The organism is Streptomyces sp. NRRL S-1022, assembly GCF_000720135.1.
In the GTDB taxonomy this organism is placed as follows: Bacteria; Actinomycetota; Actinomycetes; order Streptomycetales; family Streptomycetaceae; genus Streptomyces.
The window spans coordinates 11381-28736 of the sequence record NZ_JOIU01000050.1 but is presented as its reverse complement, the minus strand read 5'-3'; the positions used below and the strand labels follow the sequence as shown (position 1 = coordinate 28736).

Sequence of the window (17356 nt, the reverse complement as noted above, 5' to 3'; positions counted from 1 at the left end):
CACCCGGCGGCCCTGCTCACGCAGCTTCTCCGCCAGGGCGAGGACGGGCGCCTCATCGCCGGAGAGAACGACCGAACCGGGAGCGTTGACCGCCGCCAAATCCACACCCTCGCCGAGGTGTTCGGTGATCTCCGCCTCGGAAGCGGCCACGGCGACCATCGCGCCGCCCGCCGGCAGGGCCTGCATCAACCGGCCCCGCGCCGCCACCCAGCCGGAACAACGCCGACTCCACCGCGAACAGGCCGGCCTGCGTGAACACCGTCTGGTCCAAGAGGTCCGCGTTACCGAAGATCACATCTTTGACGGGAGGTTCCGCGCCGAGGTGCCCGTCCAGGGCGGCGCACGCATCGTCCAACGCCCGCGCGAACACCGGATACCGGTCGTACAACTCACGGCCCATACCGACCCGTTGCGACCCCTGCCCCGGGAACACGAACACCGTCTTCCCCTCGGCACCGGCACCCTTGACGACGAGCGGGGACGTCTCCCCGGCGGCCAGCGCCCGCAACCCGGACAGCACCTCCTCGCGGCTCTCGGCGAGAACCACGGCCCGCTCGGACAGCTGGGCCCGCTGTGAGACCAGCGCCCCCGCGACAGCGGCGAGCGGCGTGTCGGTCTCGTCCACGAACGCGGCCAACCGCCCCGCCTGCCCCGCCAGCGCACCCGTGCTCCGCGCCGACACGACCACCGGGACCACACCGTCGGCCGGAGCCACCGGCTCGGCAGCGGGCTCCTCCGGTGCCTGTTCCAGGATGATGTGGGCGTTGGTGCCGCTGACGCCGAACCCGGAGACACCCACGCGGCGCGGCCGGTCGAGCTGCGGCCAGGGGCGCCCGTGCCGTGCCCCTCCACCGCGTCCACGTCGGCCGGGGTCAGTCCGGCCGCGGCCAGGGCCTTGCGGATCACCCGCTGCTGCGAAGGACCGTTCGGGGCGGTCAGACCGTTGGACGCGCCGTCCTGGTTGACCGCGCTGCCCCGGACGACCGCCAGCACCCGGTGGCCCTTGCGCTGGGCCTCCGACAGCCGTTCCAGGACGACCACGCCGGCGCCCTCGGCCCAGCCGGTGCCGTCGGCCGTGTCGGCGTACGACTTGCAGCGGCCGTCGGCCGCGAGGCCGCGCTGGCGGGAGAAGTCCACGAAGGTGTGCGGGGTGGCCATGACCGTGGCGCCGCCGGCCAGCGCCATGCCGCATTCGCCGCGCCGCAGGGCCTGGGCGGCGAGGTGGATGGCGACCAGGGACGAGGAGCAGGCGGTGTCCACGGTCACGGCCGGGCCCTCGAAGCCGAAGACGTAGGAGATGCGGCCCGAGGCGACGCTGCCCGCACCGCCGGTGCCGGCGTAACCCTCCAGTTCCGGCGGGAGGTTGCCGCCGAAGAAGTAGTCGACGCCCATGATCCCGTTGAAGACGCCGACGTCCGCGCCCTTCAGCGAGAGCGGGTCGATGCCGGCCTGTTCGAGGGCTTCCCACGAGGTTTCCAGCAGCAGGCGCTGCTGCGGGTCCATCGCCAGCGCCTCACGCGGGGAGATGCCGAAGAACTCGGCGTCGAACAGGCCGGCGTCACGCAGGAAGCCGCCTTGACGGGCATAGGTGGTGCCCGTCGTGTCCGGGTCGTCGTCGAACAGGGCGTCCAGGTCCCAGCCGCGGTCGGCGGGGAAGTCGGACACGGCGTCCCGGCCCTCGGCGACCAGGCGCCACAGCTCCTCCGGCGTCGTCACGCCGCCGGGCAGCCGGCAGGCCATGCCGACGATCGCGACCGGCTCGTCCGCGTTCCGCCGGACCTGCCGGCGCAGGTCGTGCAGTTCGGTCGTGACGCGCTTGAGGTACTTGAGGAGTTCCTGCTCTGTGGCCATCTTCCATTCCTCACCGAGGGTTTGACGGTCCGCGAAGGGGTGGCGGTCAGACGATGCCGAGTTCGTCGTTGATGAAGTCGAGGACTTCATCGGCGGAGGCGGATTCCAGTTGCTCCGCGACGGCGGAACCCTCTGTCTCCTCGACCGCTCCGTTGCACTTCGCGACCAGACCCTGGAGGCGGAGCACGATGTCGGCCTTCTTGGACTCGTCGGAAAGCAGTCCGGCGATCAGCGAGTCGATGTCCTCGATCTTTTCGTGCACCAGCGACAGGGCGTCGTTGGTGGTGCCCAGTTCCGCGTGGAGGTGGCGGGCCAGAGCGAGCGGGTTCGGGTAGTCGAACACGACGGTGGCGGCGAGTTTGAGTCCGGTGGTCTCGCGGAGCCGGTTGCGCAGTTCGACGGAGGTGAGGGAGTCGAACCCGGCGTCCTTGAACGCCGTCTCGGGTCCGACGTGCTCCGCCCCGGCGTGGCCGAGGACGGTGGCGACGTGCCCGCGGACGAGGTCCAGGAGCAGGTTCTCCTGCTCGGCCGGGGCGAGTCCGGCGAGCCGGCGGGTGAGTCCGCCGGTGCCGTCCCCGGCCGTGGCGCGGACCGGCTGGCGGCCGGTGCGGACCAGGCCGCGCAGCAGGTGCTGCACGGGGCGTCCCGCTGCCGCGTCGGCGCGCAGGGCCCTCAGGTCCAGCTTGATGGGCACCAGGAGCGCCTCGCCGGTGTCCAGGGCCGCGTCGAGGAGCCGCATGCCCTCGGCGGGCCCGATGGGCAGGACGCCGCCCCGGCTCATCCGGGCCTGGTCGGCGGCCCCCAGGTGGGCGGTCATGCCGCTGGTCTGCTCCCACAGGCCCCAGGCGAGGGAGGTGGCGGGCAGGCCGGCCGCCCGGCGCCGGGTGGCGACCGCGTCGAGGTAGGCGTTTGCGGCGGCGTAGTTGCCCTGGCCGGCCGAGCCGAACAGGCCGGACGCCGAGGAGAAGACGGCGAACGCCGTCATACGCCATGGCGTTCGACCAGGTGCCGGGCCACCAGCGCGCCGAGCGAGCCGGTACCGCCGGTGACGAGCACCGTGCCCCCGGGGTCGAACGCGGTGGCGGGTTCGCTCTCGGGAGCGCGGACCAGCCGCGGCACCGACAGGACCGGGCCGCGCACGGCCACCTGGGGTTCGCCGGAGGCGAGGACGGGGGCGAGGAGGTCGTCGACGGGGGTGTCGGCGGCCGGGTCCAGGTCGAGCAGGACGATCCGGCCGGGGTTCTCGGCCTGGGCGGCGCGGACCAGGCCCCAGACGGCCGCGCCGGCCGGGTCGGTCAGCGTGGCGGGGCCGGCCGCGGGCACCGCGCCCCGGGTCACCACCAGCAGCCGCGCGTCCTCGAACTCGGCGTCGGCGAGCCATGCCTGGACGACCTCCAGGGCGGCGGCGGTCCGGGCGAGCACCTCCTCGTCGCCGTCGCCGGGCTCCTGGAGGTCCAGGACGGCGGCCTCGGGTACCTCGCCCTTCAGGGCGTTGACCGCGGCGGCGTCGGCGACCCGCGTCCAGGCGGGGGCCGTCGTCGGGGCGGGTGCGGGGAGTTCGGTCCAGGCGACGCCGAACAGGGCGTCGCGGCCCTGGTCCGCCGCCGCGGCGGCGTCGAGCCGGTCGACGTCCACCGGGCGGAAGGTGACCGCGTCGACGCTCAGGACGAGGCCGCCGTTCTCGTCGGCCGCGACGAGGGACAGCACGTCGGTTCCGCGCGGTGTGATCCGCACCCGCAGGGCGGCGGCGCCGGCGGCGTGCAGGGCCAGGCCGTTCCAGGAGAACGGCAGGACGTTGTGTCCGTCGTCGGGCTGGGCGAAGGCGTCGGTGTGCAGGGCCGCGTCCAGCAGGGCGGGATGCAGGCCGAACTTGGCCGCCTCGTCGCGCTGTTCGTCGGGCAGGGCGACCTCGGCGTAGATCTCCTCGCCGCGCCGCCACACCGCGCGCAGGCCCTGGAAGGCGGGGCCGTAGGCGTAGCCGTGGCTCGCCAGGCCGGCGTAGAAGGCGGTGGGGTCGAGGGTGACCGGTTCGGCGCCGGCCGGAGGCCAGACCGTGGTGTCGAAGGCGGGGGTGTCGGGCGCCGACGTGGTCAGGGTGCCGGTGGCGTGGCGGGTCCAGGCGTCGGTGCCGATCTCGCCGGCGGTGTTCTCCCGGGCCGAGTAGACGGCCACGGTGCGCAGGCCGGTGTCGTCCGGTCCGCCGACGGCGACCTGGACCCGGACGCCGCCCTGCTCGGGGACGACGAGGGGTGCCTCGATGACGAGTTCGTCCAGCACCCCGCAGCCGGCCTCGTCACCGGCGTGTACGGCGAGTTCGACCAGGCCGGTGCCGGGGACCAGGACGACTCCGCCGACGGCGTGGTCGGCGAGCCACGGGTGGGTGCGCAGGGACAGCCGGGAGGTGCAGAGCACCCCGCCGGTCTCGGGGACCTCCACGACCGCGCCGAGCAGCGGGTGGCCGGCCGTGCTCTGACCGAGGGCGACCGCGTCGGTGGCAGGGGCCGTGTGCAGCCAGTAGTGCTGGTGGTCGAAGGCGTACGTGGGCAGGTCCACGTGGGCCTCGGTGGCGCCCTCGGGCAGGGTGGCCGCCCAGTCGACTTTCGCGCCGCGGACGAACAGCTCGGCGACGGACAGCAGGAGCGTCTGCGTCTCGCCGCGGTCGTCGCGCAGCGCGGGCACGCTGACCGCGTCCTCGCCCGCCGACTCCGCGATGGCGCCGGTCAGTGCGCCGCCGGGGCCGAGTTCCAGGAACACCTGGCCGCCGGAGGCGGCGATGCCGTCGGCGAAGCGGACCGGTCGGCGGACGTGGTCGACCCAGTACGCCGGATCCGTCAGCCGGCCCGGCTCAGCGAGGCGGCCGGTCACGTTGGACACCACCGGGATCGCCGGCTCGTTCCAGGTCAGTCCGGTCAGGGCCTGGGCGAAGTCGGCCAGCATCGGCTCCATCAGCGCCGAGTGGAAGGCGTGCGAGACGGTCAGCCGCTTCACCCGGCGGCCCTGCTCACGCAGCCTCTCCGCCACGGCCACGACGGCTCCCTCGTCACCGGAGAGGACCACCGAGCCGGGTGCGTTGACCGCGGCGAGGTCGACACCCGCGCCGAGGTAGTCCTCGATCTCCGCTTCGGTGGCGGCGACCGCGACCATCGCGCCGCCCGGTGCCAGGGCCTGCATCAGCCGGCCGCGGGCCGCGACGAGCGCCGCCGCGTCCCGCAGCGACAGCACGCCGGCCACGTGGGCGGCGACGACCTCGCCGATGGAGTGTCCGGCGACGACGTCGGGTCGTACGCCCCAGGACTCCACGAGCCGGAACAGGGCGGTCTCCAGGGCGAAGAGGCCGGCCTGGGTGAACACCGTCTGGTCCAGCAGGCCGCCGCCCGCGTTGCCGACCTCACCGAAGACGACGTCCTTGACGGGGTGGTCCGCCCAGCCGGCGAGCTGCGCGTCGAGGGCGGCGCAGGCCTCGTCCAGGGCGCGGGCGAAGACCGGGTAGCGGTCGTACAACTCGCGGCCCGCGCCGAGGCGTTGCGATCCCTGGCCGGGGAAGACGAAGACCGTGCCGCCGGTGCTCTCCGAGCCGGTGACCACGGTCGGCGAGGACTCGCCGGCAGCGAGCGCCGCAAGCCCGGACACCGCCTCCTCGCGGGAGCCGGCGACGACCACCGCGCGTTCGGACAGCACCGCCCGCCGGGCCACGAGCGCTCCGGCGACGGCCGCCGGCGAGGCCTCGGTGTCCCGGGTGAACGCGGCGAGACGGGCGGCCTGTCCGGCGAGTGCGGCGGTGCTGCGCGCGGAGACCACCACCGGCAGCACGGCGTCGGCGGGCGCCCCGGGTGCCGCGGCCGGCTCCTCGGGGGCCTGCTCCAGGATCTCGGGGGCCTGCTCCAGGATGATGTGGGCGTTGGTGCCGCTGACGCCGAAGGCGGAGACGCCGGCCCGGCGCGGGCGGCCGGTCTCGGGCCAGTCGCGTGCCTCGGTGAGCACCTCGACGGCGCCCGCCGACCAGTCCACCTCGGTCGACGGCCGGTCGACGTGCAGGGTGGGCGGCAGCACCGCGTGCCGCAGCGCCTCGACGGTCTTGATGACGCCGGCGACACCGGCGGCGGCCTGGGCGTGGCCGATGTTGGACTTCACCGAGCCGATCCACAGCGGCTCGTCGCGGTCCTGGCCGTAGGTGGCGAGCAGGGCCTGGGCCTCGATCGGGTCGCCGAGGACGGTGCCCGTGCCGTGCGCCTCCACCGCGTCCACCTCGGACACCGACAGTCCGGCGCCGGCCAGCGCCTTGCGGATGACGCGCTGCTGCGAGGGCCCGTTCGGGGCGGTCAGGCCGTTGGACGCGCCGTCCTGGTTGACCGCGCTGCCGCGGAGCACCGCGAGGACCCGGTGGCCCTTGCGCCGTGCCTCGGAGAGGCGTTCCAGGACGATGACGCCCGCGCCCTCGGCCCAGCCGGTGCCGTCGGCGGAGGAGGAGAAGGCCTTGCAGCGGCCGTCGGGCGAGAGGGCCTGCTGGCGGGAGAACTCCACGAAGGTGTACGGGTTGGCGAGGACGGTGGCGCCGCCGGCCAGGGCCATCGAGCACTCGCCGCCCCGCAGGGCCTGCGCGGCGAGGTGGATGGCGACCAGCGACGAGGAGCAGGCGGTGTCCACGGTCACCGCGGGGCCCTCCAGGCCGAAGACGTACGACACCCGGCCGGAGGCCACGCTGCCCGCGGAGCCGGTGGCGGTGAACCCGGCGAGTTCCGGCGGGAGTTCGCCGCCGAAGCCGTAGCCCTGGGTCATCACGCCGGAGAACACGCCGACGTCCGTGCCCTTGAGGGAGAGCGGGTCGATGCCGGCCCGTTCCAGCGCCTCCCAGGAGGTTTCGAGGAGCAGCCGCTGCTGCGGGTCCATCGCCAGCGCCTCACGCGGGGAGATGCCGAAGAAGCCCGCGTCGAACAGGCCGGCGTCGTAGAGGAAGCCGCCCTGGTCGACGTACGACGTGCCGACGCGTCCGGGGTCGGAGTCGAACAGGCCCTCCAGGTCCCAGCCGCGGTCGTCGGGGAAGCCGGACATGGCGTCCCGGCCCTCGGACACCAGCCGCCAGAGGTCCTCGGGGCTGTGGACGCCGCCGGGCAGCCGGCAGGCCATGCCGACGATCGCGATCGGCTCGCCGGGGTCGGCCGCGGCGACGGCCGGTTCCGGGGCGGTGGGGGCGGCGGTGACGTGCCCGAAGTGGCTGTGCAGGTGGCGGGCGAGGGCGAGCGGGGTCGGGTAGTCGAAGACGACGGTCGTCGGCAGGCTGAGGCCGGTGGCCTCACGGATGCGGTTGCGCAGTTCGACGGAGGTGAGGGAGTCGAAGCCGGCGTCCTTGAACGCCTTCTCGGCCCTGACCTGGTCGGCCCCGGCGTGGCCGAGGACGGTGGCGACCTGGCCGCGGACCACGTCCAGCAGCAGCGCCTCCTGCTCGTCCGGGGCGAGTCCGGCGAGCCGGTCGGCCAGGCCGCCGCCGCTGCGGTCCGCGGCGGCCGTCCGGGCGGCCTGCCGGGTGACCCGGATCAGGCCGCGCATCAGGGGCTGGACGGTGCCGCCGGAGGCGGCGTCGGCGCGGGCGGCCCGCAGGTCCAGCTTGATCGGGACGACGAGGGCCTGTTCGGCGCCGAGGGAGGTGTCGAAGAGGGCCAGGCCCTCCTCGGGGGTGAGGGCGCGGACGCCGCCCCGGCCCATGCGGGCCTGGTCGGTCGCGCTCAGGTGGGCGGTGAGGCCGGTGCTCTGCTCCCACAGGCCCCAGGCCAGCGACACGGCCGGGAGTCCGGCGGCGCGGCGGCGGGCCATGAGGCCGTCCAGGTAGGCGTTGGCGGCCGCGTAGTTGCCCTGGCCGGCCGAGCCGAACAGGCCGGCGCCGGAGGAGTACGCCATGGCGTTCGACCAGGTGCCGGGCCACCAGCGCGCCGAGCGAGCCGGTACCGCCGGTGACGAGCACCGTGCCCCCGGGGTCGAACGCGGTGGCCGGTTCGCTCTCGGGAGCGCGGACCAGCCGCGGCACCGACAGGACCGGGCCGCGCACGGCCACCTGGGGTTCGCCGGAGGCGAGGACCGTGGCGAGGAGCGGTTCGACGGCGGTGCCGTAGGCGATGTCCGGGTCGGTGTCGGTGTCGATCAGGACGATCCGGCCGGGATTCTCGGCCTGGGCCGCGCGGACCAGGCCCCAGACGGCCGCGCCGGCCGGGTCGGTCACCGCGCCGTCCCCGCCGGCGGGGACGGCCCCCCGGGTCAGGACCACCAGCCGGGACTCCTCCAGGCTGGGCGCGGCGAACCAGGCCTGGAGCATGGCCAGGATCCGGTTGGCCTGGGACAGGGCGCCGTCGGCGGTGGCGTCCGGACTGCCGTCGGGGGTCGCGGCCTCGACCACGGCGACCAGGGGACCGGTCGCCGCGTCGGCGAGGATCCCGACCTCGTCCGCGTGGAACAGCGGCACCCACTGCGGCACCTGTGCCTCGGCGGGGGCCGCGGGCAGTTCGGTCCACTCGACGCGGTACAGCGAGTGGCCGCCGTCGCCCCGGGCCGCCGTGAGCCGGTCGGCGGGGACCGGCAGGAAGCCGAGGGCGTCCAGGGTCACGACGAGCCCGCCGGTCTCGTCGGCGGCCTCCAGCCGGAGCCGGCCGGCGCCGGACGGGGCGAGCCGTACGCGGAGCGTGGTCGCGCCGGTGGCGTGCAGCGTGAGCCCCTGCCACGCGGCGGGCTGCCACAGTCGCTGTCCGGCACCGTCCGGGTCGGCCGTGGCCGCGTGCCGCAGCCCCGACTGGACGGCGGCGTCGAGCAGCGCCGGGTGGATGCCGAACCGCTCGGCGCCGGCCCGCTGCTCCTCGGGCAGCGCGATCTCGGCGAAGACCTCGTCACCGCGCCGCCACAGCGCCCGTACGCCGCGGAAGGCGGGGCCGAAGGGGTGGCCGAGGCGGAGCAGGTCGTCGTAGAGCTCGTCGGTGTCGGCCGGGCGGGCGCCGGTGGGCGGCCACAGGGTCAGATCGGCGCTCGCCCGCGGAGCGGTGAGCGGGACGGGCGACAGCCGTCCGGTGGCGTGCCGGGTCCACGCGGCGGGCTCGGTGTCCTCGCCGGCCGCGTAGACGTCGACGGTGCGGGTGCCGCTGTCGTCGGGGCCGCCGACGGCGACCTGGACGCGTACGCCGCCCTCCTCGGGCAGCACCAGCGGGGTCTCGACGGTCAGCTCGTCCAGGGTGGCGGTGCCGGCCTCGTCGCCCGCGCGCAGGGCGAGTTCGACCAGGGCGGAGGCGGGGACGACGTTAGCGCCGCCGAGGACGTGGTCGGCCAGCCAGGGATGGGTGCGCAGGGAGAGGCGGGAGGTGAGGACCAGCCCGTCGGACTGGGGCAGCGGGACGACCGCGCCCAGCAGGGGGTGGTCGGCGGCGGACTGGCCGAGCGAGGCGGCGTCCGTCGCGGGCGCGGTCTTCAGCCAGTAGTGGCGGTGGTCGAAGGCGTACGTGGGCAGGTCCACGTGGGTGTCACCGGCGCCCTCGGGCAGCACTCCGGTCCAGTCGACGGCGACGCCCTTGACGAACACCTCGGCCATCGACGTCAACAGCCGTCGCAGGCCGCCCTCTTCGCGGCGCAGGGAGCCGGTGACGACCGCGTCCGCGCGTGTCTCGTCCACGATCTCGCTGACCGGCTGCACCAGGACCGGGTGGGCGCTGGACTCGACGAACACCGAGTGGCCCGCGGCGAGCAGCGCCTCGACGGCCGGGCCGAAGCGGACCTGACTGCGCAGGTTGCGGTACCAGTAGGCGCCGTCCAGGACGCCGGCCTCGCTCACCCAGTCGCCGGTGACCGTGGAGTAGAACGGCACCAGCGGTGCCTGGCCGCGGATGTCGGCGAAGGCCTCGGCCAACGCCCCTTCGATGGCCTCGACATGGCGGGTGTGGGAGGCGTAGTCCACCGCGACCCGGCGCACCCGCACCCCGTCGGCCTCCAGCGCGGCGAGTGCCTCCTCCAGTGCCTCGGCGTCACCGGCGACCACCACGGAGGAGGGGCTGTTGACGGCGGCGACCTCGACCCGGCCGTCCCACGCGGTGATCCGCTCGGCGGTCTCCGCCTCGGGCAGCGCGACCGAGGCCATGCCGCCCCGCCCGGCCAGCTGCCCGGCGATCACCTGGCTGCGCACGGCCACGATCCGCGCCGCGTCCTCCAGCGACAGCGCACCGGCCACACACGCGGCCGCGATCTCACCCTGCGAATGCCCGACCACCGCGTCCGGTACGACCCCGACGGACGCCCATACGGCGGCCAGGGCGACCATCACGGCGAAGCTCGCCGGCTGGACCACGTCGACGCGTGCGATGAGATCGGGGTCCGCCTCGCCGCGGAGCACGGCCGTCAGGTCCCAGTCCGTCCACGGCTCCAGAGCCCGGGCACACTCCCCGATCCGCTCCGCGAACACCGGGGAGGTCTCCAGCAGCTCCCGGCCCATGCCGGTCCACTGCGAGCCCTGCCCCGGGAAGACCAGGACCGTCCGTCCGGCCGCCGCACCGGCGCCGGTCAGCAGGCCGGCGGCCGACTCGCCGCGGGCCAGCGCGGCCAGCCCGGCCTGCGCCTCCTCGCGGGTCCCGGCGACGACCACGGCCCGCTCGGACAGGGCGGCCCGGCGCGTCGCCAGGGCGGCCGCGATGTCCGCGAGGGACGCGTCCGTGCCGGCCGTGAACGCGGCCAGCCGCTCCGCCTGCCCGGCCAGCGAGCCCTCGGAGGCCGCCGACACCACCAGCGGCACCACACCGTCGTGCGGCGCCGGTGCGGCGGCCGGCTCCTCGGGTGCCTGCTCCAGGATGAGGTGGGCGTTGGTGCCGCTGATGCCGAAGGAGGACACGCCGGCCCGGCGCGGGCGGCCGGCGTCGGGCCACTCCCGCCCCTCGGTCAGCAGCTCGACGGAGCCCGCCGACCAGTCGACCTGCGGGGTCGGCTCGGTGACGTTCAGGGTGGGCGGCAGGACGCCGTGCCGCAGCGCCTGCACCATCTTGATGACACCTGCGACGCCCGCGGCGGCCTGGGTGTGCCCGATGTTGGACTTCAGCGAGCCCAGCCACAGGGGCTCTTCGCGGTCACGGCCGTAGGTGGCCAGCAGGGCCTGCGCCTCGATGGGGTCGCCGAGCGCGGTGCCCGTGCCGTGCGCCTCGACCACGTCGACGTCGGTGGCGGCCAGCCCGGCCGCCGCCAGCGCGCGGCGGATCACCCGCTGCTGCGAGGGGCCGTTGGGGGCGGTCAGGCCGTTGGAGGCGCCGTCCTGGTTGACCGCGCTGCCGCGGACGACCGCCAGGACCTGGTGCCCGTTGCGCCGGGCCTCCGACAGGCGCTCCAGGACGACGATGCCGACGCCCTCCGAGAGGATCGTGCCGTCGGCGCCGGCGGAGAAGGCCTTGACCCGGCCGTCGGCGGCGAGGCCGCGCTGCCGGGACATGCCGAGCACGCCGATGGGCGAGCCCATCACGGCGACACCGCCGGCCAGCGCCAGGGAGCACTCGCCCTGCCGCAGCGCCTGGGCGGCCAGGTGCATGGCCACCAGCGAGGAGGAGCAGGCGGTGTCCACGGTGACCGCGGGGCCCTCGAAGCCGAAGACGTACGACACCCGGCCCGAGGCCACGCTGCCCGCGGTCGCGGTGGTGACGTAGCCCTCCAGCTCGGGGGGCATGTTGCTGAGGGACTCCAGGTAGTCGTGGATGGAGACGCCGGAGAAGACGCCGATGTCGGCGCCGCGGGTCGAGCCGGGGTCGATGCCGGCGTTCTCCAGGGCCTCCCAGGTCGCCTCCAGCAGCAGCCGCTGCTGCGGGTCCATGGCCAGCGCCTCGCGGGGGGAGATGCCGAAGAACTCGGCGTCGAACTCGGCCGCGCCGTGCAGGAACCCGCTCTTGTGGACGTAGGAGGTGCCGGCCTTGTCGGGGTCGGCGTCGAACAGCTCGTCGAGGTTCCAGCCGCGGTCGTCGGGGAACTCCGTGATGCCGTCCCGGCGTTCGGTGACGAGCCGCCACAGGCCGGCCGGGTCGGTGACGCCGCCGGGCAGCCGGCAGGCCATGCCGACGATGGCGATGGGCTCGTCCGGGTCGGTCACGGCCACGGTGGGCGCGGCGGCGCCGGCCGCGCTCTCGCCGAGTTCCTCGCGCAGGTGGCGGGCGAGCGCCACCGGGGTCGGGTAGTCGAAGATGAGCGTGGCGGGCAGCTTGACGCCGGTGGCGGCGGACAGCCGGTTGCGCAGTTCGATCGCGGTGAGCGAGTCGAAGCCGATGTCGCCGAAACCGCGGGTGCCCTGAGCGAGTTCGGGTCCGCTGAAGCCGAGGACGCCGGTGGCCTCGGCCTGGATGATGCCCAGCAGGACGGCTTCCTGCTCGGCCTCGGCGAGGCCGGCGAGGCGGCGCAGCAGGCCGCTGCCGTCGCCGGCCGCGGCCCGGGCGGAGCGCCGGCCGGCCCGGACCAGGCCGCGCAGCAGGTGCGGCACGGCGGCGCCCGCGGCGGCGTCCGTGCGCAGGGCGCGCAGGTCCAGCTTGATCGGGACCAGCAGGGCGCGGTCGGCGCGCAGCCCGGTGTCGAGGAGGGCGAGGCCCTCCTCGGGGGTCAGGGCGAGGACGCCGCCGCGGCTCATGCGGGCCTGGTCGGTCTCGCTGAGGTGGGCGGTGAGGCCCGTGCTCTGCTCCCACAGGCCCCAGGCGAGGGAGACGCCGGGCAGGCCGGCCGCGCGGCGGTGCGCCATCAGGGCGTCCAGATAGGCGTTGGCGGCCGCGTAGTTGCCCTGTCCGGCGGAGCCGAGGAGGGCGGCGGCGGAGGAGAACACCACGAACGAGCGCAGTCCGGGGGCGAGTTCGCGGGTCAGCTCGTCCAGGTGCCGTACGGCGGTGGCCTTGGGGGCGAAGACCCCGGCGATCCGCTCCTCGGTGAGCGCACCGATCACACCGTCGTCCAGGATGCCGGCGAGGTGCACCAGGCCGGTCAGCGGGTGCTCGGCCGGGACGGCGCGCAGCAGCCCGGCGACCGCGTCCCGGGCGGAGACGTCGCAGGCGACGACGGAGACGGCCGCGCCGAGTCCGGTCAGCTCGGCGGTGAGTTCGGCGGCGCCGTCGGCGTCGGGGCCGCGCCGGCCGGCCAGTACCAGGTGCCGTACGCCGTGCCGCTGCACCAGGTGCCGGGCCACCAGCGCGCCGAGCGAGCCGGTACCGCCGGTGACGAGGACGGTGCCGTCGGGGTCGAAGACTGCGGTGCTGTCGTCCGCGGGCGGCTCGTTGCCGGCCTGGGCGTCTGCCGCGGGCGGCTCGGCACCGGGTGTGCCGGGCGCGCCGGCCCGGTCCGCCGTCTCGGCGCGGACCAGGCGGGGCGCGGACAGGACGGTGCCGCGGACGGCGAGCTGGGGTTCGCCGGCGGCGAGGAGCTGGGCGAGGACGGGGCCGGCGCCGGTGGCGGCGGCCGGGTCGAGGTCGGCCAGGACCACCCGGTCGGGGTTCTCGGCCTGGGCGGCGCGGACCAGACCCCAGACGGCGGCACCGGCCGGGTCGGTGACGGCGCTGTCGCCGCCCGCGGCCACCGCGCCCCGGGTGGCCACCACCAGCCGGGCGGCCTCCAGTCCGGGAGTGGCCAGCCAGGCCTGGAGGACGCGCAGGACCCGGGTGGTGAGGGTCTGGGCGTCGGCGCCGTCGCTGTCGGCGTCGAGGATCGCGGCGCCGGGGGCGCTGTCGCGGGCGGTGAGCGCGGTGACGTCGTCGGCGTCGGCGACGGTCACCCAGGCGGGTGCCGCGGGGAGGCCCTCGGCGGCGGGCAGGTGCACCCAGTCGACCGCGAACAGGGCGTCCTGGTGGCCGCCGGCCGCGGCGCCGAGCTGCTCGGCGGAGACCGGCAGGGACACCAGGGAGTCCATGGTGAGGACGAGGGCGCCGGTCTCGTCGGCGGCCTGGAACGACAGGGCGTCGGGGCCGGCGGGCGCGACCCGGACCCGCAGCGCGGAGGCGCCCTCGGCGTGCAGGACGAGCCCGTTCCAGGCGAACGGCAGGACGTTGCGGTCGTCGTCCGGGTTGGCGAAGGCGTTGGTGTGCAGGGCGGCGTCGAGCAGGGCCGGGTGGATCGCGAACTTGTCGGCGTTCTCCCGGTGGTCCTGCGGCAGGGCCGCCTCGGCGAAGAGTTCCTCGCCGCGCCGCCACACGCCGCGCAGGCCCTGGAAGGCGGGCCCGTAGGAGTAGCCGCGGGCGACGAGGGCGGCGTAGAAGTCGTCGATGGCGACGGGTTCGGCGCCGGGCGGCGGCCAGGCGGCGTAGTCGACGGCGGGCGCGGTGGACCGGGCGGGGCTGCCGGACAGCAGGCCGGTGGCGTGCCGGGTCCACTCGCCGTGGCCGTCGTCGTCGGTGGCGTCCTCGCGCAGCGAGTACACGTCGACGGTGCGCGAGCCGTTCGGGGTCGCGCCGCCGACGGCGACCTGGACGCGGACACCGCCCTGCGGGGGCAGGACCAAGGGGGCCTCGATGACGAGTTCTTCGAGGGTGCCGCAGCCGAACTCGTCGCCGGCGCGGACGGCGAGGTCGACGTAGACGGTGCCGGGGACGATGACCACGCCCTGCATGGCGTGGTCGGCGAGCCAGGGGTGGGTGCGCAGGGAGAGGCGGGAGGTGAGGACGAGCCCGTCGGTCTGGGGCAGCGGCACGACCGCTCCGAGCAGCGGGTGGTCGCTGCCGGTGACGCCGAGGGAGGTGGCGTCACCGCCGTTCGCGGTGAGCTGGATCCAGTAGTGGCGGCGGTCGAAGGCGTACGTCGGCAGGTCGACGTGGGCGGTGCGGGCGGCCTCGGGCAGGACGCCCCGCCAGTCGACAGGGACGCCGGCCGCGAACACCTCGGCCATGGAGGTGAGCAGCCGGCGCAGGCCGCCGTCGTCGCGGCGCAGGGAGCCGGTGACCACGGCGTCGGCGGCGGCGTCGTCGGCGATCCCGGTGACGGGCTGGACGAGGACGGGGTGGGCGCTGGACTCGACGAACACCGTGTGGCCCTCGGCGAGGAGCGTCTCGACGGCCGGGCCGAACCGGACCTGCCGGCGCAGGTTGCGGTACCAGTAGCCGCCGTCGAGGACACCGGCCTCGCGGACCCACTCGCCGGTCACGGTGGACAGGAACGGGATCGCCGGCGCCGCGCCGCGGATGTCCGCGAAGGCCTCGGTCAGGGCCTCCTGCACGGCCTGGACGTGCCGGCTGTGCGAGGCGTAGTCGACGGCGATGCGGCGCACCCGCACGCCCTGGTCCTCGAAGGCGTCCAGGACCTCGTCGAGGGCCTCGGCGTCACCGGCGATCACCACGGAGGCCGGCCCGTTGACGGCGGCGACCTCGACGCGGTCGGCCCACCGTTCCAGCCGGGCGGTGACGTCGTCCTCGTCTAGCGCGACGGACGCCATGCCGCCGAGTCCGGCGAGCCGGCCGCGGATGACCTGGCTGCGGACGGCGACGATGCGGGCGGCGTCGTCCAGGGTGAGCGCGCCGGCCACGCAGGCGGCGGCGATCTCGCCCTGCGAGTGGCCGACCACCGCGTCCGGTACGACCCCGGCGGAGGCCCATACGGCGGCCAAGCCCACCATCACGGCGAAGCTCGCGGGCTGGACGACGTCCACGCGGGTCAGCAGGCCGGTGTCGGCCTCGCCGCGCAGCACGGCCTCCAGGTCCCAGTCGACCCAGCGGTCCAGGGCCCGGGCGCACTCCTCGATCCGCGCGGCGAACACGGTCGAGCTGTCGAGCAGTTCGCGGCCCATGCCGATCCACTGGGTGCCCTGGCCGGGGAAGACCAGGACGGTCTTGCCGGCGCCGGCCGCCCCGGCGGCGCCCCGGACGGTGCCGGGGGCCTGCTCGTCGCGGGCCAGGGCGGTGAGCGCCGCCAGGGCCTCGTCCCGGGTGCCGGCGACCACGACCGCGCGTTCGCCGAGGACGGCGCGCCGGGTGGCGAGGGTGCCGGCGACGGCCGCGAGCGGGGTGTCCGGGTCGCTCTCCAGGAAGGCGGCGAGCCGGCCGGCCTGCCCGGTGAGGGAGGCGGCGGAGGCCGCGGACACGACCAGCGGCACCACACCGCCGTCCGTCGCGGAGGGTGCCGGTGCCTCCTCGTCGGGGGCCTGTTCCAGGATCAGGTGGGCGTTGGTGCCGCTGGCGCCGAACGAGGACACGCCGGCGCGGCGCGGGCGCCCGGTGTCGGGCCACTCCCGGGCGCCGGTGAGCAGTTCCACGGCGCCGGAGGACCAGTCGACCTGCGGGGTGGGGGCGTCGATGTGCCGGGTGGCCGGCATCAGGCCGTGGCGCAGCGCCTGGACCATGTTGATGACGCCGGCGACACCGGAGGCGGCCTGGGTGTGGCCGATGACGGACTTGACGGAGCCCAGCCGCAGCGGCTGTCCGGCGGGGCGGTCCTGGCCGTAGGTGGCGAGGATGGCCTGGGCCTCGATGGGGTCGCCGAGGACGGTGCCGGTGCCGTGGCCCTCGACCATGTCGATGTCGGCGGTGGTCAGTCCGGCGCCGGCCAGCGCCTTGCGGATGACGCGCTGCTGGGAGGGGCCGTTGGGGGCGGTCAGGCCGTTGGAGGCGCCGTCCTGGTTGACGGCGGAGCCGCGGATGACGGCGAGGACGCGGTGGCCGCGCTCGCGGGCCTGGGACAGCGTTTCGAGGAGGACGACACCGACGCCCTCGGCCCAGCTGGAGCCGTCGGCGGCGGCGGCGTAGGACTTGCAGCGGCCGTCGAAGGCGAGGCCGCGCTGGCGGGCGAAACCGACGAAGCCGCCGGGGGTGGACATCACGGTGGAGCCGCCGGCGAGCGCCATGGAGCACTCGCCGCGGCGCAGCGCCTGCATGGCGAGGTGGATGGCGACCAGGGAGGAGGAGCACATGGTGTCGACGGTGACCGCGGGCCCCTCCAGGCCGAGGGTGTAGGCGACCCGGCCGGAGGCGACGCCGCCCGCGGTGCCGAGGGCCCGCTCCAGGCTGAGGAAGCCCTCGTGGCCGCTCAGGTCGGGGGCGTAGTCCTGGTGGACGATGCCGGCGAAGACACCGGTGTCGCTGCCGCGCACGGAGTGCGGGTCGATGCCGGCCCGTTCCAGGGTCTCCCAGGACACTTCGAGCAGCTGGCGCTGCTGGGGGTCCATGGCGAGGGCCTCGCGGGGCGAGATGCCGAAGAACGCGGCGTCGAACTCGCCGGCGTCGTGCAGGAAGGCGCCCTCGCGGACGTACGTGGTGCCGGGGTTGTCCGGGTCGGGGTGGTAGAGCCCCTCCAGGTCCCAGCCGCGGTCCTCCGGGAACGTCGTGTAGACGTCGGTGCCGTCGGTCACCACCCGCCACAGGTCCTCGGGGGTGCGGATGCCCCCCGCGTACCGGCAGGCCATGGAGACGATGGCGATGGGCTCGGCAGCGACCGCCGCGAGTTTGCCGTTCTCCTGCTGCAGGCGCGCGTTCTCCTTGAGGGAGGCGCGCAGCGCGTTGACGATCTGGTCGTCCGGGCCCGACATATCCGTCCTCCGTGGTGCGTCCGCTGTCAT

1 protein-coding gene and 2 pseudogenes are annotated in these 17356 nt (G+C 75.6%); all 3 read right to left on the bottom strand.

All coding sequences use genetic code 11. From position 1 onward, the window contains the following. Positions 1-186 (bottom strand): hypothetical protein (locus tag IG05_RS50815; RefSeq protein WP_420707658.1); only part of this gene is annotated, 186 nt, incomplete at its 3' end. Between the two features lie 22 nt (positions 187-208). After that, positions 209-1851, bottom strand: a pseudogene (locus tag IG05_RS42990) (type I polyketide synthase); the annotation flags it as partial. Between the two features lie 46 nt (positions 1852-1897). Then, positions 1898-17326, bottom strand: a pseudogene (locus IG05_RS50810) (SDR family NAD(P)-dependent oxidoreductase). Positions 17327-17356 lie beyond the last annotated feature (30 nt).